The organism is Pseudomonas sp. SWRI99 (assembly GCF_014270125.1).
Classification (GTDB): domain Bacteria; phylum Pseudomonadota; class Gammaproteobacteria; order Pseudomonadales; family Pseudomonadaceae; genus Aquipseudomonas; species Aquipseudomonas hamedanensis.
Map to the genome: position 1 here is coordinate 14,167 of NZ_JABWQR010000006.1, position 26,332 is coordinate 40,498.

Sequence of the window (26,332 nt, forward strand, 5' to 3'; positions counted from 1 at the left end):
CTGACACACCGTTATCGCGAGCAGGCTCACTCCTACAGTTGTTTTGTGGTGTCAGAGGAATTCTGGGCAACAAAAAGGCCCCCATGTCGGGAGCCTCTTCGTTCAGCGCATCGACTTACATGTTCGGGTAAGTTGGTCCACCAGCACCTTCCGGCGTGACCCAGGTGATGTTCTGCGCAGGGTCCTTGATGTCACAGGTCTTGCAGTGCACGCAGTTCTGGGCGTTGATCTGGAAGCGCTTTTCGCCGTCTTCCTTGGTGATCACTTCGTATACGCCGGCCGGGCAGTAGCGCTGTGCCGGTTCGTCGTAGAGCGGCAGGTTTTTGCTGATCGGAATGCTCGGATCGGTCAGCTTCAGGTGGCAGGGCTGCTCTTCTTCATGGTTGGTGCCGGAGATGAACACCGAACTCAGTTTGTCGAAGCTCAGCTTGCCGTCGGGTTTCGGGTAATCGATCTTCTTGCAGTCAGCCGCCAGCTTGAGGCAGGCGTAGTCCGGCTTGGTGTCGCGCAGGGTGAACGGCAGTTTGCCGCCGAAGATGTTCTGGTCGAGCCAGTTGAAACCACCGCCGATGATCGCGCCGTATTTGTGAATCGCCGCGCCGAAGTTGCGGCTGGCAAACAGTTCTTCGTGCAGCCAGCTGTTCTTGAATGCGTCGACGTAAGTGGTCAATTCGACTGTGCAGTCTTGCTCGGCGAACAGCGCATCAGCGACCGATTCAGCGGCGAGCATGCCGGACTTCATTGCGGTGTGGCTGCCTTTGATCTTGGCGAAGTTCAGCGTACCGAGGTCGCAACCGATCAGCGCGCCGCCCTTGAAGACCATTTTCGGCAGCGAGTTCAGGCCGCCCTTGGCAATGGCGCGGGCACCGTAGCTGATGCGCTTGCCGCCTTCCAGATACTGCGCGAGCACCGGGTGATGCTTGAGGCGCTGGAATTCGTCGAACGGCGACAGGTAGGTGTTGCTGTAGGACAGGTCAACGATCAGGCCGACGACCACCTGGTTGTTTTCCAGGTGGTAGAGGAACGAGCCGCCGGTGTTCTCGGTGCCCATGATGTCCAGCGGCCAGCCGGCGGTGTGCACCACCAGGCCTGGCTGGTGTTTCGCCGGGTCGATCTCCCAGATTTCCTTCAGGCCGATACCGTAATGCTGAACGTCGGCATCGCTGTCGAGGTTGTAGCGCTTGATCAGTTGCTTGCCGATGTGGCCACGGCAGCCTTCAGCGAACAGTGTGTACTTGCCGCGTAGTTCCATGCCCGGGGTGTACAGGCCTTCTTTCGGGTTGCCTTCGCGGTCGACGCCCAGATCACCGGTGATGATCCCGCGCACTACGCCGTTTTCGTCGATCAGCGCTTCCTGGGCGGCGAAACCGGGATAGATTTCCACCCCGAGGTTTTCGGCCTGCTGGGCCAGCCAGCGGCACAGGTTGCCCAGGGAAATGATGTAGTTGCCTTCGTTGTGCATGGTCTTGGGCACAAAGAAGTCTGGAATTTTCTGTGCGCTTTCGGCGTTTTTCAGCACGAAAATGTCATCGCGAGCGACCGGCGTGTTCAGCGGCGCGCCAAGTTCTTTCCAGTCCGGGAACAATTCGTTCAGAGCGCGCGGTTCAAACACCGCACCGGAGAGGATGTGTGCGCCGACTTCGGAGCCTTTTTCGACCACGCAGACGCTGATTTCCTTACCGGCATCAGCGGCCTTCTGCTTCAAGCGGCAGGCGGCGGACAGACCAGCGGGGCCGGCACCGACGATGACGACGTCGAATTCCATGTATTCGCGTTCCACAGGCTATCTCCTACTCAAGGCTCAACAGTTTTTTTTCTAATTTGGAGGTTGATGTCGCATCCGTATTGCCTTTACGTTAACGTCAAAGGGAATATTGGCGAATCCACCTTTCTCTCTAGGCGGCGCATTATATCTACACCACTCTCAGCGTCCAATACAAACGTTTGTTTGAATCGGCTCCAGCCCAGAGAAATCAAAGAAGCGCGGCTTATGAATGGTCATTTTGCTGTATTGACCGGAATAGGTGTTCCGGTCAAGATACGGGCGGTTTTGCGCTAGTCGTAAGCAGACTGGCGGTTTCAAGAGCACCTCTAAAGACAGGGCGCACGCAGTGGCAGGTGAGGCACAGCGCAGCTTGGGCGCGCAGTTTACACCGCGTGAAGATCGATGACTGCTCAGTCACCCCTGACGAACGGTTATCAGCCTTTGTAACGTGCAATCACCCGGCAGACCCGTCGGCGTTTTTAGAGGTGCCCTTTTAGCCTGATGAGCATCAACCGCCAGGTTCGCCTAGGCGACTTTCTTTTCACCGGAGAGTAACGAGGAATCCATGAAGGTTCTTGTAGCTGTCAAACGCGTTGTGGATTACAACGTCAAGGTTCGCGTCAAAGCGGACAATTCCGGCGTAGACCTCGCCAACGTCAAGATGTCGATGAACCCGTTCTGCGAAATCGCAGTGGAAGAAGCCGTACGCCTGAAAGAAAAAGGTGTTGCGACTGAAATCGTCGTCGTCTCCATCGGCCCGTCCACCGCTCAGGAACAGCTGCGTACCGCACTGGCTCTGGGCGCCGACCGCGCCATCCTCGTCGAATCCGCTGAAGACCTGACCTCGCTCGCCGTGGCCAGGCTGCTCAAGGCTGTGGTCGACAAGGAACAGCCTCAACTGGTGATCCTCGGCAAACAGGCCATCGACAGCGACAACAACCAGACTGGCCAGATGCTTGCTGCACTGAGCGGCTACGGTCAGGGCACGTTCGCCTCGAAAGTCGAAGTCTCCGGCGACAGCGTTGCCGTGACCCGCGAAATCGACGGCGGCGCGCAGACCGTTTCGCTGAAACTGCCAGCCATCGTCACCACCGACCTGCGTTTGAACGAGCCGCGCTACGCGTCCCTGCCAAACATCATGAAAGCCAAGAAGAAGCCTCTCGAAGTGCTGACTCCGGACGCTTTGGGCGTTTCCACCGCCTCCACCAACAAGACCCTCAAAGTCGAAGCGCCGGCTGCACGCAGCGCAGGCATCAAGGTCAAGTCGGTGGCTGAACTGGTCGAGAAACTGAAAAACGAAGCGAAGGTAATCTGACATGACTATCTTGGTAATCGCTGAACACGACAACAAAGTGCTGGCCCCGGCCACGCTGAACACCGTGGCTGCCGCGGCCAAAATCGGCGGCGACATCCACGTTCTGGTGGCAGGTCAGGGCGCAGGCCCGGTGGCCGAAGCCGCGGCGAAAATCGCTGGCGTGAGCAAAGTCCTCAACGCTGACAACGCCGCTTACGCGCACCAACTGCCGGAAAACATTGCTCCGCTGGTTGCTGAACTGGGCAAGGGTTACAGCCACATCCTGGCCGCCGCCACCTCCAACGGTAAAAACATCCTGCCGCGCGTTGCTGCTGCGCTGGACGTCGATCAGATCTCCGAGATCATCTCGGTCGAAAGCGCTGACACCTTCAAGCGTCCGATCTATGCCGGTAACGCCATCGCTACCGTGCAATCGACCGCTGCGATCAAAGTCATCACCGTGCGTGCCACCGGTTTCGACCCGGTTGCCGCTGAAGGTGGTTCGGCGGCCGTTGAAGCCGTTGGTGCTGCGCACGACGCCGGTACTTCGAGCTTCGTCAGCGAAGAGCTGGCCAAGTCCGATCGTCCGGAACTGACCGCTGCCAAGATCGTCGTTTCCGGCGGCCGCGGCATGCAGAACGGCGACAACTTCAAACACCTGTACGCCCTGGCCGACAAGCTGGGCGCTGCCGTCGGTGCTTCGCGCGCTGCGGTCGACGCAGGTTTCGTACCGAACGACATGCAGGTCGGTCAGACCGGCAAGATCGTTGCGCCTCAGCTGTACATCGCCGTCGGTATCTCCGGCGCGATCCAGCACCTGGCCGGCATGAAAGACTCCAAAGTGATCGTGGCGATCAACAAGGACGAAGAAGCGCCGATCTTCCAGGTGGCCGACTACGGCCTGGTGGCGGATCTGTTCGAAGCAATCCCTGAGCTGGAGAAGCTGGTCTAATCCGGCGGCTTCACTTATAAAGAGCCCGGCCTGATGGTCGGGCTTTTTTTTGTTTCGGATTTGACTGGGAGCGTTTCGCCATGGATCTGCGTCGCAGGTTGTTATTGGGATTGGTCCTGTTACCGGGCGTGGCCGCGGCCGCCGGCAAGTGCGAGCGCCTCGTCGTCACCGGCAGCCCGGACGCGCCGCCGTACCTGTGGCAGGATCCGCAGAATCCGAAGCAGTTGATCGGTGCCAGCGCCGATCTGTTGCAGCACGTCGCCAAGGACCTCGGCATCAAGGTTGAGTTGCTCTACGCCGGCAAACGCGCGCAAGCCCTCGATGAAGTGCGCAGCGGGCGCATGGACCTGCTGGCCGACGCGCCGCTGGTCGTCAACGAACTGGAAAACCTCGACTACACCCATCCGCCGTTGCTGGAAAATGACTACCTGGTGTGGACGCGCAAAGGCTCGACGTTGCTGTACGGCGAAGCCATGGACTTGCGCGGGCACACCGGCGGTGTGTCGGAAAAGTCTCGAATGACCCAGGCATTCAGCACTTTCGCCGAGCAGAATCTGACCCTTACCCGGACAGCCAACCTCACCCAGGCCTTTCAGAAATTGCTGCTGGGTGAAGTTGAATATGTACTCGCCGGACGTTACTCAGGCATGGCCGCCGCGCAGGCACTGGGCATGACCGAGGACCTGCTGGCCTTCGAACAACCTATCGATCGACCGGGCCTGTTCCTCGCGGTTTCCCATAACTCGGCCTGCAACGATCCGTGGTTGCGCGGACAGCTGGCAAAAAAGATGACAGAATTGCCCGCGTCCGGACTGACGGAAGCCGCGCTGCAACGCAACATCGAGCGCTGGAAGGCGCAGCAGCAACAGCCGCCACAACCTGTCAGTGCCCAAAAACAGTAGGGATTCTTAGTGAGTATTCGACCTCTTTTCGCGGCGGTGGCCGTGCTGGCCTTGGCCGGCTGCGCAACCGATCCGGCACCTAACGAACAAATGCGTTTGACCGAACAGGCCATCGCCCAGGCCAAGGCTGTCGGTGCAACGGCCGACGAAGTCCCGCAAATGCAACTGGCCGAAACCAAGTACAACCGGGCCAAAGGCAACATGGCAGACGAGTCCTATCGCAATGCGCGCATGCGCGCCGAACAGGCCGAACTGGATGCCCGTCTGGCCGAAGCCAAGGTGCTGACGCAAAAAAGCGAAGAACAACTGAACGTGCTCAATACCCGCATCGTCCGCCTGCGCAAGCAACTGCAACTCGGGGAGGCCCAATGAGCCTCAAATCCAGTGTATTCGGCGCCTTGCTCCTCGCCGGTTGCGCGAGCCTCTACGGCTGCGCCGGCCAGCACAGCGAAGCGGCCCTGCAACAGGCCGGTGCCGACTTCCAGAAAGTCAAAGAAGACTCCAACGTGCTGCGCATCGCGCCGAAAGACGTGATCCGCGCCGGAGAATCGCTGGCGCGTGCCGATCGCTTGTCGACCTATTGGGGCAGTGGTTCGGACGTGGTGCATTACGCCTACCTGAGCCAGCGCTACAGCGAAATCGCCCGTGAGCATACCAATCAGGTGCTCAACGAAGAGCGTGCAGCCAAGCTCGAACTGGAACGCCAGCGCCTGCAACTGGCCCTGCGCGAGTCGAAACTGCTGAGCGTGCAACAGCAGGGCAAGTGGCTCGAAGAACAGATCGTTGCGCTCGCTACCACGCAAACCGATCGTGGTCTGGTAATGACCCTGGGCGACGTGTTGTTCGACACCGGCCAGGCCGAGCTGAAGAACTCCGCCAACCGCGTGGTGCTGAAGATCGTGCAGTTTTTGCAGCTGAATCCGAAACGCGTGGTGCGCATCGAGGGCTACACCGACAGCACGGGCGGCAAGCAGGAAAACCTCAAGCTGTCCCGCGACCGCGCACAATCGGTGGCCGATGTGCTGATCGATTTGGGTATCGACGAAAAACGCATCCAGGTCGAAGGTTACGGCGACGAATATCCGGTGGATGCCAACGCGTCCGAACGCGGACGGGCGCAGAATCGGCGCGTGGAGATTGTTTTCTCCGACGAGAAAGGCCAGCTCGGCGCCGCCCGCTGAGGCGGCGTCATTGGGAAGCCCGGCCTGTCATGCAGAGCCGGGCTTTTTTTCGTCTGTCGACTGGCGCGCAAAACAGTACAGACAGGGGCTGACACCGCACTGTATGGTCGACTAAAGTGGCAACTGTCCCAGTACACTTCCCAACTGTTCCGGTATTGTTTCACACAAGAATAAAATGCCCGTGAAATCGAGTGCTGCGTCATGACCAATCTCTTGCTTTACCAGCGTATTGCTCAGCAACTGGCCGAAGACATCCGCCGCGGTGTCTATCAACCGGGAGAGCGCGTGCCTTCGGTGCGCAAGATGAGTTCGCAGCTCAATGTCAGTCATGCGACGGTGTTGCAGGCGTATGCCAACCTTGAAGATCAAGGGCTGATCCGCGCCCGTCCACAGTCCGGTTACTACGTCCACCAGACGCCCGCACTGACGGCGCCGACCCCGGACATCGCGCGGGTCGAACGGCCAGGACTGGTCACCCGCAGCAGCATCATTCAGCAGGTCCTGGTCGAGTCTCGCCGCGAGGGCGTGTTCCCGTTGGGCGCCGCGGTGCCCAGTGTCGATTATTTGCCGGTCCGTGCGCTGCATCAGCAACTGGCCAAGGTCACACGTTTTCATAGTCCGCGGGCGTTCAGCTATATGTTCAGCCCGGGATTCGAGCCGCTGCGGCGGCAAGTTGCGATTCGCATGCGTGACGCCGGCGTAGTGGTCGACCCCTCGGAAGTGGTGATCACCCATGGCTGCGTCGATGCCCTGCAAATGTCATTGCGCGTACTGACCCGGCCGGGCGATCTGATCGCGGCCGAATCGCCGACCTACTACGGGCTGCTGCAACTGGCTGATCTGCTGGGCCTGAAAGTCATCGAGATTCCCAGCGATCCGGCCACCGGCATGAGCCTTGAAGCGTTGCAACTGGCCGCCAACCAATGGTCGATCAAGGCACTGGTGCTGACCACAAGGCTGAGCAATCCGCTGGGCGGCACCATGCCCGAAGAGCGGCAGAAACAACTGCTGCGCCTGGCCTCGGATTTCGATATCCAGATTGTCGAAGACGACATCTACGGTGAATTGATGTTCGAGCAGGGCCGTACCAAGGCCCTCAAGGCCTACGACCGGCTTGATCGAGTGATTTACTGTTCGAGCTTCTCCAAGACGTTGTCGCCCGGCGTGCGCATCGGCTGGATGATCGCCGGCAAGTATCAGCAGGAAATCCAGCGCTTGCAGACTTTCAGTACCCATTCGGCCTGCAGCGTGACGCAGATGGCCATCGCCGCCTACCTTGAGAACGGCGGCTATGACCGGCATTTACGGTACATCCGTCAGGAATACCGAAAAAATCTCAGTGCTTTCCAGTTGGCGGTGCAGCAACACTTCCCCGAAGGCACGCAAATGTCCCGGCCCACGGGCGGTTTCATCCTGTGGGTGAGCTTGCCGGGGCGGGTCAACACGCAGGAATTGCATGTCCGCGCGTTGCAGCAGGGCATCAGCATCGCACCGGGCCTGATCTTCAGTAATACCGAGCAGTTCAACCACTGCATCCGCCTGAACTGCGGGATCCCATGGAACCGCGAGGCGGAGAGGGCGTTGATGACACTCGGGTTGCTGGCGACCCAACTGTGTCAGGAAACGGCTGGCGGATTCTGAACGAGCGGCAGGTCAGGCTTGTCTTGTCGCGCACAACAGGCGAGCATGTGGCCCTCTGCCGTTAGTCTTGTTGGGTCCATGAAAGCGATTGTTCCTGCCGCGTGGGTATTGCTGGGTTTACTGGTGATGGGTCAGGCACCCAGTGTCATGGCGGCTGCTCCCCAAGAAAAACCGGCAGCGACCCATACGACCAACAAGGCCGTCAAGACCGCGGCACCGGTGAAGAAAGCCCAGTCCAAAAAAGCCACCCCGGCAAAGAAGCGACGCCCGGTAGCTTCCAAGTCGAAATCTGCCAGCGAAGTGGCGAAAACCAAATTGCCGCCGGCAAAGCTCGATCTCAGCCTACCCAAAGACATGGTTGAAGAATTGAAGCCCAAGGGCGCAGTGGAATTGCCCAAGCGCGAGGCAATCCTGCCGCAGATGTTTGGCGAAAAAGACAGCGGCTTCCAGCTCAACGGCCGTTTGCTCAGCAACGAAATGCAATTGCAACTGCGTGAAGAACGCCGCGAAGTCGAAGGCGCTGCCCTGGATTTCGAATTCAAACAGTGACTATCAGCCACCTCTGACCGGCAGAACAGACGCTTTTCCTGTGACTGCGCAGTCACTTTCAGTTATCGCGCAAAACACGGCGCAGGCAATTTGAAACAGCCGTTTTAGCGGTTACTCTGTGCCCCGTCTCCTTTAACACATCGTCCGTCGCGAGGATTGGTTCGTCATGAAATGCCGTGAAGGCTGTGGCGCTTGCTGCATTGCCCCCTCCATCAGTTCGCCGATCCCCGGCATGCCCGATGGCAAACCTGCCGGTGAACGTTGCGTGCAACTCTCGGTCGATAACCTGTGCAATATTTTCGGTCGCCCGGAGCGCCCGCCGGTCTGTTCCGGGTTCGCTGCGGATGTTGAAGTCTGTGGCGCCAGTTCGGAAGAGGCGATCAGGTTGATCGGCTGGTGGGAGCGAATGACCGCGGCGTGATGTGTCAAACGAACGGAACTTCAACAATAAGGAATAAGACTATGGGTTCGCTGCATCGTATCGCCGTGTTGTGTGGCTTGACCGCTGTGCTCGCCACCTCGATTGCTCAGGCTGAGGACTGGAAAGTCGCCAAGAACGAACAGGGCATCAAGGTTTCCCTGAGCGAAGTGCCAGGTTCGGATTACAAGGCCTATCAGGGCGTTGCGCTGATGAAGACCACCGTCGCCAAACTGCGCGCCTTGCAGGAAGATGTCGCAGGTGCATGCGCCTGGATTCACGAGTGCAAGTCCCAGAAGCTGCTCAAGCATGAGGGCGATCAGAGCTGGACCTATTCTCAGTTCAATACGCCATGGCCGGTGACCCCGCGTGACTCGGTGTTGAAGATCACCACCCTTGAAGGCGCTGACGGCAGCCTGACCCGCAACCTTGAAGGCGTGCCGACCTATCTGCCGGAAGAGAAAGGCTTTGTGCGTGTCACCGAAGTCAAAGGCTTCTGGAAATTCGTGCCCAAGGGCGATCAGGTCGAAGTGACCTATCAGGTGCACACCAATCCTGGCGGCAGTGTGCCGGCGATGGTGGCTAACAAGTTCGTTGTCGACGCGCCGTTCAACACGCTCAAAGCGCTGAAAGAACGCGCCGAGAAATAATTGCCGCACCGACTGCAAAACGCCCCGACCGGTTCGGGGCGTTTTGTTTGGTCTTTATATTGTGTTTCCAGATATGCGTTGCACGAAATTTTCACAAAGTGTCCAAGACAATTCGCCCGCACTTTTGCACGTTGTCTCGCCTGTGCTGCTTTAAATGAAAGTGTCAGCGGGCAGGGCAGTAATCAATGGCAATGGTGTGGATGATCGTGCAACATTTGCGCACTGCGCACGCCCCGGGGTCTGGAATGACCAATAGAGGGCATGGCGCCGCTGTATTTTTGCAACTTCAACTTCCAATGGGTCCTAAAACGACATGGCAAACCCGGACGCCCTGAATCAGCAGCGATCTTCTGCTCGCCTGCTGCAACCGACCGTCAAATCGCATCTGGCCTACACGCTGCTTTGTGCGCTGGTCATGATGGTGATGTTTTCCGTGCTGCGCCTCGCGCTGCTGGTCTACAACCGCGAGATGATCCTCGACACTCCGGCTTCGACGTTCCTCGAAGCCTTCGCCAATGGCCTGCGTTTTGACCTGCGCCTGGTGGTCTACCTGTGCATTCCGCTGGTGCTGTCGCTGTTCAGCGCCCGCGCCATGGCGGCACGCGGCTTCTTCCGTCTGTGGCTGACGGTCGCTTCGAGCATCGCGCTGTTCCTCGGCCTGATGGAGATGGACTTCTACCGCGAGTTCCACCAGCGCCTCAACGGCCTGGTGTTCCAGTACGTGAAAGAAGACCCGAAAACCGTGATGAGCATGCTCTGGTACGGTTTCCCGGTGGTGCGCTATCTGCTGGCGTGGGTCATCGGCACGGTCATTCTGACCCTGGCGTTCAAGGGCGCCGACCGCGCCACACGTCCGCGCGGGCCATTCAGCGGCGGCAGTGTCAGCAGCCGTCAGGTGGCGCCGTGGTACACCCGTCTGGCGGTGTTCGTGGTTTGCCTGCTGATCTGCGTGGTTGCCGCGCGTGGCACCCTGCGTCAGGGCCCGCCCATGCGTTGGGGCGATGTCTACACCACCGATTCGAACTTCGCCAACCAGCTCGGCCTCAACGGCACGCTGTCACTGATCGCCGCCGCCAAATCGCGCATGGGCGAAGACCGTGACAACATCTGGAAAGCCACGCTGCCGCAAGAACAGGCGCAGCAAGTGGTGCGCGACATGCTGGTGATGGCCGACGAGAAACTGGTCGATGCCGACATCGCCGCGGTGCGCCGCGATTACACGCCACCGGCCGACAAGACCCTGCCGATCAAGAACGTCGTCGTGATTCTGATGGAAAGCATGGCCGGTCACTCGGTGGGTGCGCTGGGTGCGCCGGGCAATATCACCCCGTACCTGGACAAGCTGTCGAAAGAGGGTCTGCTGTTCGACCGTTTCTTCTCCAACGGCACCCACACTCACCAGGGCATGTTCGCGACCATGGCCTGCTTCCCCAATCTGCCAGGTTTCGAATACCTGATGCAGACGCCGGAAGGCAGCCACAAGCTGTCGGGCCTGCCGCAGTTGCTCAGCGCCCGTGACTACGACGACGTCTATGTCTACAACGGCGACTTCGCCTGGGACAACCAGTCGGGTTTCTTCAGCAACCAGGGCATGACCAACTTCGTTGGCCGTAACGACTTCGTCAACCCGGTGTTCTCCGATCCGACCTGGGGCGTGTCCGACCAGGACATGTTCGATCGTGGCCTGCAGGAGCTCAAGGCGCGGGAAAACGGCAAGCCGTTCTATGCGCTGTTGCAGACGCTGTCCAACCACACGCCATACGCCTTGCCGACGCCATTGCCGGTCGAGCGCGTCACTGACCGTGGCAGCCTCAACGAACACCTGACTGCCATGCGCTACTCCGACTGGGCGCTGGGGCAGTTCTTCGAGAAGGCGCGCAAAGAGAAGTACTTCAACGAAACCCTGTTCGTCATCGTCGGCGACCACGGCTTCGGCAACGAGCGCCAGATCACCGAGATGGACCTGGGCCGCTTCAACGTACCGATGCTGATGATTGCGCCGGGCATCCAGGAAAAATTCGGCACCCGTGACCACACCGTAGGCACGCAGATCGATATCGTGCCGACCATCATGGGTCGTCTCGGTGGCGAAGTGCGTCACCAGTGCTGGGGCCGCGATCTGCTCAACCTGCCGCAAGGCGATACCGGTTTCGGCGTGATCAAACCGTCGGGCAGCGAGCAGACCACCGCCATCGTCACGGCCGATCAGATTCTTGTGCTGCCGCGTGACAAGGACATGAGGCCGAAGATCTGGCAATACCAGCTCGGTGCCAACCCGCACGCCGAAGTGGTGCCCAATGCACCGCGTACCGCTGAACTCAAACTCAAGCTGGAGTCGTTCCTGCAAACGGCGACCAAGAGTCTGATGGATAACACCGCCGGTGTGATCCACGGCAAACCGGACTGATGACTCGGTAAAGTCCATGCAATAAAAAAGAGGCCCTTGAAAAAGGGCCTCTTTTTTTACCGCTTCAAATCGTCATATCTTGCCGAGTAACAACAGCACCAGCAGCACGACCAACACCACGCCGATAATGCCCGACGGGCCATAACCCCAACTTCTGGAGTGCGGGAAGACCGGCAGACCACCGATCAGCAACAGGATCAGGATGATGATTAGAATTGTGCCCATGGGTGATTTCCTTGTTCAGAGTCTGGAAGAGTCTTGATGCTCAGTGGGCAGCTGGAGAGCAACTAAATTCCAGCCGGCTTACATGTTCCGACGTGTTCCAATGAAAAAAGATTCAATGTTTTTTTAATGTATTTGGATTGCTCGGTTATTTCGTTTTGAGCGAAAAGATCGCAGCCTCGCTGCACGCGACAGCGCCTACAGGGATTCATCGAAAATTAGCGCAGGCGCTGATCTTTTGATCCTGCATTCAGCAATCTGATGGAGCGTGGGCGCGCACGCTTCCTTCGCTACACTCCGCGCATCTTCCCCGGAACAACAAGGCTGTCTGTTATGCAAAATCGCATGATGATCACTGGCGCAGGCTCAGGCCTGGGTCGCGAAATCGCACTGCGCTGGGCGCGCGAAGGCTGGCACCTGGCCTTGTCCGACGTCAGCGAGCCCGGCCTGCAGGAAACCCTGAAAATGGTCCGCGAGGCGGGGGGCGACGGTTTTATCCAGCGCTGCGACGTGCGCGATTACAGCCAGCTCACCGCGTTCGCCCAAGCCTGCGAAGAGAAGCTTGGCGGCATCGACATCATCGTTAATAACGCCGGTGTGGCCTCAGGTGGTTTCTTCAGTGAACTGTCGCTGGAAGACTGGGACTGGCAGATCGCGATCAACCTGATGGGGGTGGTCAAAGGCTGCAAAGCGTTCTTGCCGCTGCTGGAGCAAAGCAAGGGCAAGATCATCAACATCGCGTCCATGGCCGCCTTGATGCAAGGCCCGGCCATGAGTAACTACAACGTGGCCAAGGCCGGCGTGGTGGCGTTGTCGGAAAGTCTGTTGATTGAACTGGCACAGCAGGAAGTGGCCGTGCACGTGGTCTGTCCATCGTTCTTCCAGACCAACTTGCTTGACTCTTTCCGCGGTCCGACCCCAGCCATGAAAGCGCAGGTCGGTAAACTGCTGGAAAGTTCACCAATCAGCGCCGCCGACATTGCCGACTACATTTATCAGCAAGTTGCCGCTGGCGAATTCATGATTCTGCCCCACGAACAAGGGCGCATGGCCTGGGCCATCAAACAGAAAAACCCGCAACTGCTCTACAACGAAATGACCACCATGGCCGATAAAATGCGTGCCAAGGCCAAACAAAACAACGCTTGATCTTGTTCCCTGCACGCCGCGTCGTTAGGGTGACCGCCATGGTCACCCTGTCGAGACGCATCAATGCTCAATTACCTGTGGTTCTTCCTTGCGGCGTTGTTTGAAATCGCCGGTTGTTTCGCTTTTTATCTGTGGTTGCGTCAGGGCAAAAGCGCTTTATGGGTGATTCCCGCAGTGCTCAGTCTGACTGTATTTGCGCTGTTACTCACCCGCGTCGAAGCCGCTTACGCCGGTCGTGCCTATGCCGCTTATGGCGGGATTTATATCGTCGCCTCGATCGGCTGGCTGGCGGTGGTGGAGCGCGTGCGTCCTTTGGGATCGGACTGGATCGGTATGGCGCTGTGCGTCATCGGCGCCAGTGTGATTCTGTTCGGGCCGCGATTTTCCGCCGCTTGAGGTGTTTGTGGGAAGCGTCTGAAGGCTTGGTTCTGTCTGGTGTGTAGGGCAAAACTGATTTGTCGGCTACGGATTGTGCAGCGCCGCCAAGCCGCGCATCTTCAGGGTTTGTTAATCCTGAAGGACGAATCCCATGCTTGTACTCAGCCGTGTTGTCGGTGAGCTGATTTCAATCGGAGACGACATTACCTTGCGCGTGCTGTCGGTGAACGGTGGCAGTGTGCGCTTTGGTGTCGAGGCACCGCAGGAGGTCAATGTGCACCGCGCGGAAGTTTACCAGCGCATCCAGCGCAAACGCGCCGTCGAAAAGGCCCGCTGAGGGCCTCAGTCGAAAAGATGTTTGGGCACGTCGTGCTTTAGCATCAGTTGACACTGCTCGCTTTCCGGGTCGAAGACGATCAGCGCCTGGCCTTTGGTCAGCGCCTGCCGCACGCGCAATACGCGGGTTTCCAGCGGCGTGTCGTCGCCATTGTCGGTGCCGTCGCGGGTGACGAAATCCTCGATCAGGCGGGTGAGGGTGTCGACTTCAAGAGCGTCGTAGGGAATGAGCATGGGCACCTCGGCTGGATCAATGGCGCGATGCTACGGCGATTGGGTTTTGTCTGCCAGTTTTCTAGCCTGTGCCGGCCCGTTCGCGAGCAGGCTCGCTCCCACATGGAAGTACGGTCTCCTGTGGGAGCGAGCCTGCTCGCGAAAGCGTCAACAAGGATCAACTGTCGGAACGCTGCCCCACCAGACTGTCCACCGAAGGCACCCGGGTGTCGCTTTCCATCTGCGTTTCATGTTCGATCTGGTGGCTGAAGCGGTCGAGCGACGCATTGGCTGGCGCCGCATCGCTGGCAAACACCGGCGGGCTGAGAATGTAGGCCCCGAGCAAACGGCTCAGCGCCGCCAGACTGTCGATGTGCGTGCGTTCATAGCCGTGGGTCGCATCGCAGCCGAAGGCGAGCAGGGCGGTGCGGATGTCGTGGCCGGCTGTCACCGCCGAGTGCGCGTCACTGAAGTAGTAGCGGAACAGATCCCGGCGCACCGGCAGTTCATGCTCACCGGCCAGGCGCAGCAGATGCCGGGACAAGTGATAGTCGTAAGGCCCGCCGGAGTCCTGCATCGCCACACTGACGGCATGTTCGCTGGAGTGCTGGCCCGGCGCGACCGGCGCAATGTCGATGCCGACGAATTCGCTCACGTCCCACGGCAGGGCCGCCGCCGCGCCACTGCCGGTTTCCTCGGTGATGGTGAACAGCGGATGGCAGTCGATCATCAGTTCCTGCCCGCTGTCGACGATGGCTTTGAGTGCGGCGAGCAGCGCCGCGACCCCCGCCTTGTCATCCAGGTGGCGCGCACTGATGTGGCCGCTTTCGGTGAATTCCGGCAGCGGGTCGAAGGCGACGACGTCACCGATGCTGATGCCCAGGGACTCGCAATCGGCCTTGGTTGCGCAATAGGCGTCCAGGCGCAGTTCGACGTGATCCCAACTGATCGGCATCTCATCGACCTGGGTATTGAAGGCGTGTCCGGAGGCCAGCAAGGGCAGGACACTGCCGCGAATCACGCCGTTGTCGGTGAACAGGCTCACGCGACTGCCCTCAGCAAAACGGCTCGACCAGCAGCCGACCGGGGCGAGGGTCAGGCGGCCATTGTCCTTAACCGCGCGCACGGCAGCGCCGATGGTGTCCAGGTGGGCCGAAACGGCGCGGTCAGGACTGCTTTTTTTGCCCTTGAGCGTGGCGCGAATGGTCCCGCGGCGGGTCATTTCAAAAGGAATGCCAAGCTCCTCCAGCCGTTCGGCGACATAGCGCACGATGGTGTCGGTGAACCCTGTAGGGCTGGGAATGGCGAGCATTTCCAGGAGGACTTTCTGCAGGTAATTCAGATCCGGTTCAGGGATGTGTGTGGTCATGGAAACTCCTGATGGGTTGAGCACACCGATGGTTTCGATGAGGGGGGAAATTTGTGGCGCCTGAGGGGCCCTTTCGCGAGCAAGCTCGCTCCCACATTTGGAAGGCATTCCCTTGTGGGAGCGAGCCTGCTCGCGAAGGCGTCAGCCCGAACAATGAAGATTCACGAGATCGCCGGCTGACTGTGCGGAAACAACAGATCGACAAACCGCTCCGCCGTCGGCTGCGGTTCATGGTTGGCCAACCCGGCGCGTTCGTTGGCTTCGATAAACACGTAGTCCGGCTGATCCGCCGCCGGCACCAACAGGTCGAGACCGACCATTGGAATATCCAGCGCCCGCGCTGCGCGCACCGCAGCATCCACCAGCGTGGGATGCAGAATCGCCGTGACATCCTCCAGCGTGCCACCGGTGTGCAGATTGGCGGTGCGCCGCACGAACAAATGCTCGCCCGCCGGCAGAACGCTGTCGTACCCATAGCCGGCCGCCTGTAGCGTGCGCTCGGTTTCCTGATCCATCGGGATTTTGCTCTCGCCACCCGTGGCGGCCTGACGGCGCCGGCTCTGCGCCTCGATCAGCGCGCGAATCGAATGCTGGCCGTCGCCGACCACTTGCGCAGGTTTGCGAATCGCCGCCGCAACGACCTCAAAACCAATCACCAGAATGCGCAGGTCGAGCCCCTCATGAAAGCTCTCCAGCAACACGCGAGCGTCAAATTGCCTGGCGGTTTCGATGGCTTGCTGCACCTCTTCGATGCTGCGCAAATCCACCGCCACGCCCTGACCCTGTTCACCGTCGAGAGGTTTGACCACCACCCGCTGATGCTCATCGAGAAACGCCAGGTTGTCGTCGGCATTGCCTGCCAGCTGCTGCGCGGGCAAGTTCAATCCGGCGCCTTTGAGTACTTTGTGGGTCAGGCTTTTGTCCTGGCACAGGGTCATGCTGATGGCACTGGTCAGGTCGCTCAACGACTCACGGCAACGCACCCGGCGCCCGCCGTGGCTGAGGGTGAACAGCCCGGCGTCGGCGTCATCGACCTGCACATCGATGCCGCGCCGATGGGCTTCTTCGACAATGATCCGCGCATACGGGTTGAAGTTGGCTTCCGGCCCCGGGCCGAGAAACAGCGATTGGTTGATGCCATTCTTGCGCTTGATCGCGAAGGTCGGCAGGTTGCGGAAACCCAATTTGGCATAGAGGTTTTTCGCCAGGCGATTGTCATGCAGCACCGACAAATCCAGATAGGCCAGACCGCGACTCATGAAGTGCTCGACCAGATGCCGTACCAACACTTCGCCCACGCCGGGACGCGTGCAATGCGGATCGACCGCCAGGCACCACAGGCTGCTGCCGTGTTCCGGGTCGTTGAAGGCATTCTGATGGTTTAGCCCCATGACGCTGCCAATCACTGCGCCGCTGTCTTCATCCTCGGCCAGCCAATACACCGGGCCGCCCTGATGATGCGGGGTGAGTAACTCGGGATCGATCGGCAGCATGCCGCGCGCCTGATACAAACGATTGATGCCTTGCCAGTCCGCCTCGCTCTGCGCGCGGCGGATGCGGAAACCGCGAAACACCCGGGTCGCCTGGCGGTAATCGCTGAACCACAGACGCAAGGTGTCGGACGGATCGAGAAACAATTGCGTCGGTTCCAGGCCCAGAATCTGTTGCGGCGCGGCGACGTAGAGCGCGATGTCGCGCTCGCCTGGTTGCTCGTTGAGCAACTCCTGCGCCAGCGAGGCCGGATCGGGAAACGTGTGGCCGATCAGCAGCCGGCCCCAGCCGCAATGCACGGCAATCGGCGCGGTGGCCGGTTCGCTGCCGTCTTCGGCCAGGCGCGCCTGCAAACGTTCATACGAGGGCGACTGACCACGTAGCAGGCGTTGGTTGATGGACGTGGGGTGGGGTTTCATCGATCAGATTCCTTGTTCACTGAGCCACAGGTTCAGGGCCGCCAGTTGCCACAGTTTCGAACCGCGCAACGGGGTCAACTGGCCTTGCGGATCAGTCAAAAGCTTGTCGAGCATGGTCGGGTTGAACAGGCCGCGATCCTGGCTGGGATCAAGCAACAGGTCGCGTACCCAATTGAGCGTGTCGCCCTGCAAGTGCTTGAGGCCCGGTACCGGGAAGTAGCCTTTCTTGCGATCGATCACTTCGCTTGGAATGACTCGACGCGCAGCTTCCTTCAGCACTTGCTTGCCGCCATCGGGCAGCTTGAATTTGCCCGGAACGCGGGCCGACAGTTCGACCAGTCGATAATCCAGAAACGGCGTACGCGCTTCCAGACCCCAGGCCATGGTCATGTTGTCGACGCGTTTGACCGGGTCATCGACCAGCATCACCGTGCTGTCCAGGCGTAAGGCTTTGTCCACCGCGGCATCGGCGCCAGGCTGGGCAAAGTGCTCTTTGACGAAGTCGCCGGCCGCATCGTGGCCGACCAGCCATTTCGGCTGCACGGTCGCCGCGTAGTCGTCGTAGCTGCGATCGAAGAACGCATCGCGATAGGCGGCGTAAGGATTCGCCGCGCCGTCGACTTGCGGGTACCAGTGGTAACCGGCGAACAACTCATCCGCGCCTTGGCCGCTCTGTACCACTTTGCAGTGCTTGGCCACTTCCCGGGACAACAGATAGAAAGCGATGCAGTCGTGGCTGACCATCGGCTCGCTCATCGCGCGGAACGCGGCGGGCAGTTGCTCGATGATTTCCTTCTCGTCGATTCGCAACTGATGGTGGCGGGTGCCGTAGTGCCTGGCGATCAGGTCCGAATACTGGAACTCATCGCCGCGTTCGCCACCGGCGTCCTGGAAGCCGATGGAGAAGGTCGACAGGTTCTCAACGCCGACTTCGCGCAGCAGACCGACGAGCATGCTCGAATCGACACCGCCGGACAGCAGCACACCGACGTCGACCGCTGCACGCTGCCGAATCGCCACCGCTTCGCGGGTGCTGTCGAGCACACGATCGACCCAGTCTTCGAGGTTGAGGTTTTTCTCGTCCTCGCGCGGGCCGTAGGGCAGGGTCCACCAGGTTTTCTGTTCGGTGCGGCCATCGGCCTCGACGCGCATCCAGGTGGCTGGCGGCAGTTTTTCGATACCCGCCAGCAGGGTGCGCGGTGCCGGTACCACCGCGTGGAAATTCAGGTAATGGTTGAGCGCTACCGGATCGAGGATCGGGTTGATGTCGCCGCCCTTGAGCAGTGCCGGCAATGCCGAGGCAAACCGCAGGCGTTGCCCGGTCCGCGACAGGTACAACGGCTTGACGCCGAGACGGTCGCGGGCGATGAACAGACGCTGGTTGTCACGCTCCCAAATGGCAAAGGCAAACATACCGTTAAGCTTGGGCAGCAGCGCTTCGCCCCAGGCGTGATAGCCCTTGAGCAACACCTCGGTGTCACCGCCGGAATAGAAGGCGTAACCCAGCGCTTCGAGTTCAGCGCGCAATTCGGGGAAGTTGTAAATTGCCCCGTTGAAGGCCAGTGACAGGCCCAACTGACTGTCGATCATCGGCTGCGCCGAGCCGTCCGACAGGTCCATGATTTTCAGGCGTCGATGGCCCAGGGCAATCGGCCCTTGGGCATGAAAGCCCCACGCGTCAGGGCCGCGAGGCGCCAGGTGATGGGTGATTCGCTCGATGGCTGCAAGGTCTGCAGGTTGTTGATCAAAACGTAACTCGCCAGCTAATCCACACATAAAGTCCTTACCGGTTTTTCCGTTGGGGAGGGGTCAAGCCGTACCGCGCAAAAAGAGCGGGTACTCAGAAACTGACCCGCCTCGGTATGTGGAGTTTTAGATCGATAAGTTATAAGCAGGCTTGGCAGGCGTGCGCCCGGCCGTCACGGGGGCGACACCGTTTGGCTCAGAGATTTGTCGCCGGGTGGTGGTAGCGGGGTATTTTATTGATGACAAATGCTGTTGGTTTGCGGCCGGGCAGACCCGGTTTTTTGAATTATTAATGGGGCAGTAATCTCGCTAAGGTCAAAGGCCGAAACCCGCAATCAATAAAGGACTATTGCCGATGCCTGCCACGGAGAAGAAACAGGACCTGCCTCAAGGGTCGATACTCAACACCCTACTGGACGCCACGGGCGACCTCGATACCGCCGAGGCCCTGCAAAAGTGCCTGCCGGCGTCTTTGCTCAAAGCCTCCACCGCGACGCTGGCCGATATCGATCAGACCGCGCGGGATTTGCACGACATTCAGCTCAAAGTCGACAAGGATCTGGCCGGGCTCAAACCGTTACACAGCTTTTGCATCAACGCACTGAACGAAGCGTTGCAGCGCAAATGGCCGGCGAAGTACGACGTCGAGCAGGATTTGCTGAGCATGCCGGGCGATCCGTGCGGCTGTCCGCCGTCGTCTGTCAAGGATGGTATCGAAACCATCAAACACTCCACGCAATCCCTGTTGCAGGGGGCAATGCAGAATTTCAGCGAAGACGAGGAGGGCGCTGATGCGTTTCCCGATGGCAGTGTGGTGCGCGTCAAAGCGGCGCCTGGCGGGGTGAAAGACTTGACCCCCGCGGCGTTCGCCGCCTTCTGCCGCGAGCTGGATCTTGGCAGACAATACCAGGAGCATTTTCAGCAGGTCTTTGGCCTTCGGGACGAAGATGGCAAGGTCGTGGCAACCAGCTCGATGACCCGCGATATCGCGAGCATGAAGAAGCTGCTGTTGCAGTTCGATACCCATCTGGCTTCGCTCAAGGGCCACATCACGCCAGCCGGCTTGCGCATGCTGCAGGACTTGATCAAGGCCGAAGGCGTGGTATCGGCGAAGAGCCTGCGCTACGGCGGGCGCACGATGATCATGCAAGGCCTTGAGGTCATGGACGCTTGCGTGTGGGGCGTCGTGGTGTTTTCCGCGCGGTCGGTGGAGCAATACCCGGATGAATGGTGCCTGGTGTATATGGCCGGCGAACCCGACCGGCCGCTTTACGAATACTCCAGTTTCAGCGCCTTCAAGCGATACCTGACTCAGCAGTTGCAGCTCAAGCCGTTTCAGGAGTATTTCGCGCAAAGTCTGGACGAAGATGCCAAGGCGGATTTTTTCAAAAGCTTTAGCGACACCCAAAAGCTGGGCACCGTCCGGCAGCTGTCGATCACCACACCACTGTTTGAATTCATGGTGCAGAGCCACGTCGGCAAGTTGCAGCTCGACGCCCGCAAACTGGCAGTGCCGACCGCTGATATCGATGAAGATGTTCGGCAAAAACGCTTGCTCGATTTTCTCCAGATGGGCGTAACCGTGGCATCGGTGGCGGGCTTGTTTGTGCCGGTGCTTGGGCAACTGATGATGGGCGTTGCGGTCGGGCAACTGCTTGGCGAGGTGTACGAAGGCGTCGAAGACTGGCGTCGCGGCGATCATCAGCAAGCCCTGTCTCACCTGCTCAGCGTGGCCGAGAACATCGCGCTGATGGCTGCGTTTGCTGGCGGGCAAAAAGCGCTGGGGGCATTGGGCAGAAAGCTCGTGCGTTCACACCCGGAATTTTTCGGCCAGTTCACCGCCATCCTCAACCGGGCCGGCAAGCCGCGCCTGTGGAAACCCGATTTGAGCGTCTATGAACGTAGCCTTCCGGCAGGGCTGACCGTGGCGGATGGCTCCACGGAGTTTTACCGGATCGGTGACAAGACCCTTGGCCGTGTCGATCATCGCTTCCTTGCCGGCAGCCATGACTCCGAGACGAACGTCTGGCGCCTTGAGCACGCCAGCCGTGCGCAGGCGTATTCCCCTGAACTGACGCGGCACGTCGAAGGCGGCTGGCAGCTTCCCGATGAAAGGACTGAAGAATGGGCCGGCAGCGCCTACCCGCTCAAGCGCATCGATCCGCACTTGAGTGAATTCGTCGACACCGACCTGGACATGATGCGCCGGCTCAGCGACACCTCGTACGAAACCTTGCACCGCGTCTTCAGCGACAACCTGAGCCTGCCGGTGCGATTGCGCGATACCGTGGAACGCGTGCGCATCGGCCGCCAGTTAAGTGAGTTGGCGCGCGAGCTGCAGAGCGGCGAGATTCATTCGGGGCAGTCCGTCGAGGAGCAGTTGCATGCCTTGCCGAAACTGCCGGGCTGGCCAACTGACCGCTACATTGAAGTGATGCGTGCCGAAGGTTCAGTCAAAGCGGCCTATCCGCCGACCAGGGTGGCCGACGATCAACTTTGCGTCGAAGTCGACGAAGACCAGTTGGCCCAGGGGCAGTTGCTGCAAACGGTCATCGACGGTCTGTACCCGCACGAAGTCGACACTTTGCTCGGCAGCAAGGTTGCGCAAGGCGCTCAAGAGTCAGCGTTGGCGAAAAAACTCGGTACGGCGCTGGAGGCGGACCATCGCGCGGTGTTCGAGCACATGTACCGGCGTTATGACCAGAGTGAAGCAGCGGATGTGCTGACACTGCGCGCGGTCTATGCCGGCCTCCCGCAGCGCGTTGCGCAAACGCTGATCGACCGCGCGCCCAGTGTTGAGCGGTTGTCCCTGCGCTCGGCCGATCGCGTACCGCTGCGCCTGGGACAGCAGGCCAGCGAGCAGCTCGCCAGGGTACGGCTCGATCGTGCCCTGACGGGATTGCACTGGCCGTGGATCGCCACGGCCGATACCGACAAACTGGCGATTCAATTGCTGTCACGCTTGCGTGGCTGGGAGGCCGGGCTGCGTCTGGTGATGCGGGACAAAACGCTCACCGGACCGGTGCTGGAAGCCATCGGCGCCGAAACAGCGACCGCCGCCGACACCTGTTCGCTAGTGAAGTCCGGCGCAGGCTACGAAGCATTCGGCGGCGACGGCAAATCGCTGGGCAAAGTGGCAGCGGGCCCCGACGCGCTCTATACCGCTGTCCTCAAGGCATTGCCCGCGCGCCAGCGAATCGCCGTCGGATTTGCCGACCCGTCACCCGCCGAGGCTGCACGGTTGCGCAGCCAGTTGCTCGATGCCGCGCTGGCCGAGCGCGAGGCCAGCGCGCAGACATTGGTCAGCGGCAAGTTTACCGAGCGGCTCGTCGAACCCGCGTGCATCCAGGGCGATCAGCCACCTGCGATCAATCATCCCCGAGCCTTGTTGCGCAAAGTGCGCAAGTTGTATCCGCGGCTGAGTGAAATCGAGGCCGGACAATTGCTCGATGAGCTGGGTGATGATCCGCTGAGCCGCGCGACCCGTGTCCGCGCCTTGCGTCAGGATTTGCTCAAACTGCGTGATGCGTTGTTTGCGTGGAGTGAGGATGAAGCCGCCATGCGCGCGCTGGGCGGCGACTGGGGCGAGATGCGACACGGCCGCAAGACGGTCGCCGAGATGATCGAGGAGGCTTTTCGACGGATTTCTGTGGCTGAAAACGATCAGGGTGAATCTGTCTGTGCGCTCAACCTCGACAAGATGCGCGTCGGCAAACTGCCAACCTTGCCGCCGGGGGTGAGCTTCGATCACATCGAGCGATTGTCGCTGCGGGAAATGGAGCAGGGCGATGACGTCGTGTACTTCCTCAAAGCGTTCAAGCAGCTCGAGTCACTGGAACTGGACCACAACAAAATCACGCGCCTGCCGGAAGTCCTGTCGCATATGCCCAGGCTCGGTCGCTTGAGTCTGGCGAACAATCAGCTGCGGTTGACCGAGCAGACACTGGTAAAACTCAACGGGTTGCGCACCCTGCATCACCTGAACCTCAACGCTAATCCACTGGGGGCCACGCCGGATATCGGCAGCATGGTCAAGCTGCGGCAATTGCTGCTGCGCGAGACCGGCCTTACGGAGCTGCCCAAGGGCCTTGAGCTGCCCGCGCATCTTGACTGGATCAACCTGAGCGATAACCAGATCAAGGAATTGCCGCTCTGGCTGTTCCGCACCTCGAGACGCTTCAGTCAGTCCGTTGATCTGAGCCGCAATCCATTGTCCAGAACCAGCGCGACGCACCTTGAGACGTATCGCAAGAATTACGGCGTCGGCATGGGGTATCTGGCGGACGACATTGCCCGCCTTGACGAGCAAAAGGCTCGCTCACTCTGGTTTACCGAGACCGCAGGCGAGGTCGGCGCGACACGTGAGCGGATCTGGACGGCATTCAAAGAGGAACCGCGAGCCGAAGCGTTGTTCCATTTGCTGGCGGTGCTGGGCGATACCGCCGGTGGCACCAAGGGCAGCGCTGATCTGCAACGCCGTGTCTGGACGGTACTTGAGGCTGCGGAAACTGACGCTGGGTTGTGCGACCAACTGCTGGACATAGCGGCCAACCGGATGATCTGTACCGACAGCGCGGCGGTCAATTTCAGCCACCTTGAAGTTGCGGTGGAGGTCAATCGATTGACCAACGCAGCCTCCGGTGAGATCACAGCCAAACCGCTGTTGAAGCTGCTGCGCGGTCTTTTCAGACTGGACCAACTCAACGCAATTGCCGAGGAGCATGCCGCCAAAGTCAAAGCCGATGCACTGGAGGTGAATCTGGCTTTTCGCATCGGCCTGGCCGAAACGATGGACCTGCCCGGTCAGCCGCGGCACATGCTCTTCAGTGAACAGGCGAAGGTGACTGCTGCCGATCTGGAGGCAGCGAAGAGCCGCGTCAGTGCCGCTGAACTTTCTCCTGAACTGTTGAAGTTCATGCTGCGCCAGCCGTTCTGGAGCGATTACCTCAAACGCACATTTCCCCGTCAGTTCTCGCCTATCGATGAAAAGTTCGCGGCGAAACTCGAGCGGGAGTTTGAAGGGGCGACCAAATTGTCATCGGCCGACTACCTGAGTAAGGTGGACGCCATCAAGCTCGATCGCGAACAGGCTGAAGAGGCGGTACTCCAGCGCCTGACCGACGACGCCGTTCGTCTGGCCGATCTGGGCATCTGCATGATGCCCGAGGCCTGAGCGGTTATTGGCCGCGAATCAGCCGGCGCAGGGCGAAGCGGTTGGGGTGACAGGCTTCGGCCACTGGGCGTGGCAGGGGCAGCGGTTCATTGTCCAGCCACGCCGCGAGCAGTTCGCCGGACAGCGGCGCGGTAATCAAACCGCGCGAGCCGTGGCCGCTGTTGACGTACAGACCATCGAGCCATGGGCAAGGCGTGTCCGGTACTTGTCGGGCATCCTTGCTCAGCGCCGCGTAGGCATGGTTGAACGCTTCGAGGTCAGCGAGCGGGCCGACGATGGGCAGATAATCCGGGCTGGTGCAGCGGAACGCCGCGCGTCCCTGAAGGCTGTCGAGCGGCAACTCGGCGATGTTCAGGCGCGCGACCAGATCGCGGGAAATCTCTTCGAGCATCGCCAGATTGCCCTGGTGCTCGGCGAGGGTCGGCGTCAGGTCGTCGCTGTGGAAAGCGAAACTGGCGCCGAGAGTGTGTTCGTCCAATCGGGCCGGGGCGACGTAGCCTTCGGCACAGACCACCGTGGTCAGCGCCTGACTCTGCGCGGTCTGCGTGAGCCGGGTGATCTGTCCGCGAATGCGTTTGAGGGGCAGCTCGGCAGTTTGCTCGAAGCGCTTGATCTCTGCCGCCCCGGCCAGCACCACGACGGGCGCGCTGGCGAGCAGGTGCTCGCCGTCGAACGCTTGCCACTGATCATTGACCTTGCGCAGTTGCAGCACGTCGCGATGGGGGAGCAGCTCAATATTCGGCTGCGTCGCTTGCGCCTGACACAACGCCGGCGGATGCACCCAGCCCCCTTCGGGGTAATACAGACCCCCGCAGTTCAGGCCCACGCCCGCGACAGCCTGCGCTTGTGGCGGGTCGAGCCAGTGCAGCAGGTCCTCGGGGAAGGCGGCCGCCAACTGCGCGTGACGCTCGGCTTCCTTGGCATTGAACGCCAGTTGCAGCACACCGCAGTCGTCCCAGTCGGTGCCGCGTTGCAGCGATTCGAGCAGCCGGCGGGTGTAACCGAAACCGCTGAGGATCAGTTGCGACAGCGCCGTGCCGTGGGCGGACAGTTTCAGGTACAGCACGCCCTGCGGATTGCCCGACGCTTCTTGCGCCACCGCGTCGTGCCGCTCGAGCAGCGTCACCTGCCAGCCTCGTGCGGCGAGACTCGATGCGCTGGCGCAGCCGGCCAGACCGGCGCCGATCACCAAGGCCCTTCGCTCGCCACTCATCGGGGCAGGGCGTGCAAACCATGGCTTTGCCGGGGCGGGCGCTGCGACCTCTGGCGGCCAGCCGAGAAACTCGCCACGCAGAATCTCCCATTTATGCCCGATGCCCGGCGTGCGCTTCATTTTGAACCCGGCGGCATTGAGCAAACGCCGCACCCAGCCGGTGCTGGTAAATGTGCTGAGGGTCGCGCCCGGCGCCGCGAGCCGCGCCAGTTCGACGAAAAGTTCTGCAGTCCACATGTCGGGGTTTTTCGCCGGAGCAAAACCGTCGAGAAACCAGGCGTCAATCTGGCCGTCGAGTTGGGGCAGTTGCTCCAGCACATCGCCGATCAGCAGGGTCAGCGTCACTCGCCCGTCGGCCAGGGTGATGCGCTGAAAACCTTGGTGGATCGCCACGTAACGGGTCAGCAACTGATCGGCGAGGGGCTTGAGCTCCGGCCATAACGCCAGCGCCCGCTGCAGGTCGGCAGGGCTCAGGGGATATTTTTCGACGCTGACAAAGTGCAGCCGCGCACCGGCCATGGCGTGCTGCTCGAACAATTGCCAGGCGCAGAGAAAATTCAGCCCGGTGCCAAAGCCGGTTTCACCGATGACCAGGCGTCCGCCCGCCGGCAGCGCAGCAAAACGCTCGGCCAGGCGGTTTTGTTCAAGGAACACATAACGGGTTTCGTCCAGCCCCGACTGGTCGGAAAAATACACGTCATCGAACACTCGTGAACGAGGACGTCCGTGGTCATCCCAATCGAGTTGGGCATGGGGCAATGGGGCTTTCATGGCAGGCTCGGCAACGACAAGGCCGCCATTCTAGCCGATCACGCGCGGGCTGCCTGATCCACAGCAATGTTGACCCTTGTGGCGAGGGAGCTT

21 protein-coding genes are annotated in these 26,332 nt (G+C 60.3%); 14 read left to right on the forward strand and 7 right to left on the reverse strand.

The window, feature by feature from the left end; translation table 11 throughout:
• Positions 1-115: 115 nt before the first annotated feature.
• A complete protein-coding gene (locus HU743_RS06530) occupies positions 116-1,780 on the reverse strand; it encodes an electron transfer flavoprotein-ubiquinone oxidoreductase (RefSeq protein WP_186547005.1) in 1,665 nt (554 codons plus the stop codon).
• A 550-nt stretch (positions 1,781-2,330) separates the two neighbouring features.
• Here HU743_RS06530 and HU743_RS06535 point away from each other — a divergent pair.
• The 10 genes from HU743_RS06535 (at position 2,331) to HU743_RS06580 (ending at position 11,759) form a co-directional block, all read left to right on the forward strand.
• Positions 2,331-3,080, forward strand: a complete 750-nt coding sequence (locus HU743_RS06535) for an electron transfer flavoprotein subunit beta/FixA family protein (RefSeq protein WP_186647693.1) — start codon at positions 2,331-2,333, stop codon at positions 3,078-3,080.
• Between the two features lies 1 nt (position 3,081).
• Positions 3,082-4,011 (forward strand): FAD-binding protein, encoded by a 930-nt coding sequence (locus HU743_RS06540; RefSeq protein ID WP_186647695.1) that lies wholly within the window; start codon positions 3,082-3,084, stop codon positions 4,009-4,011.
• 80 nt (positions 4,012-4,091) lie between these two features.
• A complete protein-coding gene (locus HU743_RS06545) occupies positions 4,092-4,913 on the forward strand; it encodes a transporter substrate-binding domain-containing protein (RefSeq protein WP_186647697.1) in 822 nt (273 codons plus the stop codon).
• 9 nt (positions 4,914-4,922) lie between these two features.
• Positions 4,923-5,285: a DUF4398 domain-containing protein gene (locus tag HU743_RS06550; RefSeq protein ID WP_186621645.1), complete on the forward strand. Its 363-nt coding sequence runs from the start codon at positions 4,923-4,925 to the stop codon at positions 5,283-5,285.
• Complete coding sequence (locus HU743_RS06555; protein WP_186547009.1) at positions 5,282-6,094, forward strand: OmpA family protein; 813 nt, start codon at positions 5,282-5,284, stop codon at positions 6,092-6,094. Before HU743_RS06550 ends, HU743_RS06555 begins: the two co-directional genes overlap by 4 nt.
• A 201-nt stretch (positions 6,095-6,295) precedes the next feature.
• Entirely contained in the window at positions 6,296-7,735 is a 1,440-nt protein-coding gene (locus HU743_RS06560) for a PLP-dependent aminotransferase family protein (RefSeq protein ID WP_024013893.1), read from the forward strand.
• A 78-nt stretch (positions 7,736-7,813) separates the two neighbouring features.
• A complete protein-coding gene (locus HU743_RS06565) occupies positions 7,814-8,284 on the forward strand; it encodes a translation initiation factor 2 (RefSeq protein WP_186633193.1) in 471 nt (156 codons plus the stop codon).
• Positions 8,285-8,450: 166 nt separating this feature from the next.
• Positions 8,451-8,705, forward strand: a complete 255-nt coding sequence (locus HU743_RS06570; protein WP_186547011.1) for a YkgJ family cysteine cluster protein — start codon at positions 8,451-8,453, stop codon at positions 8,703-8,705.
• A 41-nt stretch (positions 8,706-8,746) separates the two neighbouring features.
• Complete coding sequence (locus HU743_RS06575; protein WP_186647699.1) at positions 8,747-9,352, forward strand: START domain-containing protein; 606 nt, start codon at positions 8,747-8,749, stop codon at positions 9,350-9,352.
• Between the two features lie 313 nt (positions 9,353-9,665).
• On the forward strand, positions 9,666-11,759 hold the full coding sequence (locus HU743_RS06580) for an LTA synthase family protein (RefSeq protein ID WP_186647701.1): 2,094 nt from the start codon (positions 9,666-9,668) through the stop codon (positions 11,757-11,759).
• A 72-nt stretch (positions 11,760-11,831) separates the two neighbouring features.
• On the opposite strand, the gene HU743_RS06585 is transcribed toward HU743_RS06580, so the two are convergent.
• Positions 11,832-11,984 (reverse strand): DUF3309 family protein, encoded by a 153-nt coding sequence (locus tag HU743_RS06585; RefSeq protein WP_003183939.1) that lies wholly within the window; start codon positions 11,982-11,984, stop codon positions 11,832-11,834.
• 330 nt (positions 11,985-12,314) lie between these two features.
• On the opposite strand from HU743_RS06585, the gene HU743_RS06590 reads away from it, so the two are divergent.
• From HU743_RS06590 to csrA, 3 genes are all read left to right on the forward strand, one after another.
• On the forward strand, positions 12,315-13,130 hold the full coding sequence (locus HU743_RS06590) for an SDR family oxidoreductase (RefSeq protein ID WP_186621641.1): 816 nt from the start codon (positions 12,315-12,317) through the stop codon (positions 13,128-13,130).
• 63 nt (positions 13,131-13,193) lie between these two features.
• Positions 13,194-13,526, forward strand: a complete 333-nt coding sequence (locus tag HU743_RS06595; protein WP_186621640.1) for a YnfA family protein — start codon at positions 13,194-13,196, stop codon at positions 13,524-13,526.
• A 133-nt stretch (positions 13,527-13,659) separates the two neighbouring features.
• Positions 13,660-13,845 (forward strand): carbon storage regulator CsrA, encoded by a 186-nt coding sequence (gene csrA / locus HU743_RS06600; RefSeq protein ID WP_186547016.1) that lies wholly within the window; start codon positions 13,660-13,662, stop codon positions 13,843-13,845.
• A gap of 5 nt (positions 13,846-13,850) precedes the next feature.
• On the opposite strand, the gene HU743_RS06605 is transcribed toward csrA, so the two are convergent.
• The 4 genes from HU743_RS06605 to HU743_RS06620 form a co-directional block, all read right to left on the reverse strand.
• Positions 13,851-14,078 carry a YheU family protein gene (locus HU743_RS06605; RefSeq protein ID WP_003192759.1) on the reverse strand — a complete coding sequence of 76 codons (228 nt, stop codon included), beginning with the start codon at positions 14,076-14,078 and terminating at the stop codon, positions 13,851-13,853.
• Between the two features lie 157 nt (positions 14,079-14,235).
• A complete protein-coding gene (locus HU743_RS06610) occupies positions 14,236-15,426 on the reverse strand; it encodes an osmoprotectant NAGGN system M42 family peptidase (RefSeq protein ID WP_186647703.1) in 1,191 nt (396 codons plus the stop codon).
• Between the two features lie 161 nt (positions 15,427-15,587).
• Positions 15,588-17,336 carry an N-acetylglutaminylglutamine synthetase gene (gene ngg, locus HU743_RS06615; RefSeq protein ID WP_186647705.1) on the reverse strand — a complete coding sequence of 583 codons (1,749 nt, stop codon included), beginning with the start codon at positions 17,334-17,336 and terminating at the stop codon, positions 15,588-15,590.
• Between the two features lie 3 nt (positions 17,337-17,339).
• Positions 17,340-19,112: an N-acetylglutaminylglutamine amidotransferase gene (locus HU743_RS06620; protein WP_186647707.1), complete on the reverse strand. Its 1,773-nt coding sequence runs from the start codon at positions 19,110-19,112 to the stop codon at positions 17,340-17,342.
• Positions 19,113-19,437: 325 nt separating this feature from the next.
• Between HU743_RS06620 and HU743_RS06625 the strand changes: the two genes are divergently transcribed.
• On the forward strand, positions 19,438-24,255 hold the full coding sequence (locus HU743_RS06625; protein WP_186647709.1) for an NEL-type E3 ubiquitin ligase domain-containing protein: 4,818 nt from the start codon (positions 19,438-19,440) through the stop codon (positions 24,253-24,255).
• A 4-nt stretch (positions 24,256-24,259) separates the two neighbouring features.
• Here HU743_RS06625 and mnmC read toward each other — a convergent pair whose 3' ends face one another.
• On the reverse strand, positions 24,260-26,239 hold the full coding sequence (mnmC, locus tag HU743_RS06630; RefSeq protein WP_186647711.1) for a bifunctional tRNA (5-methylaminomethyl-2-thiouridine)(34)-methyltransferase MnmD/FAD-dependent 5-carboxymethylaminomethyl-2-thiouridine(34) oxidoreductase MnmC: 1,980 nt from the start codon (positions 26,237-26,239) through the stop codon (positions 24,260-24,262).
• Positions 26,240-26,332 lie beyond the last annotated feature (93 nt).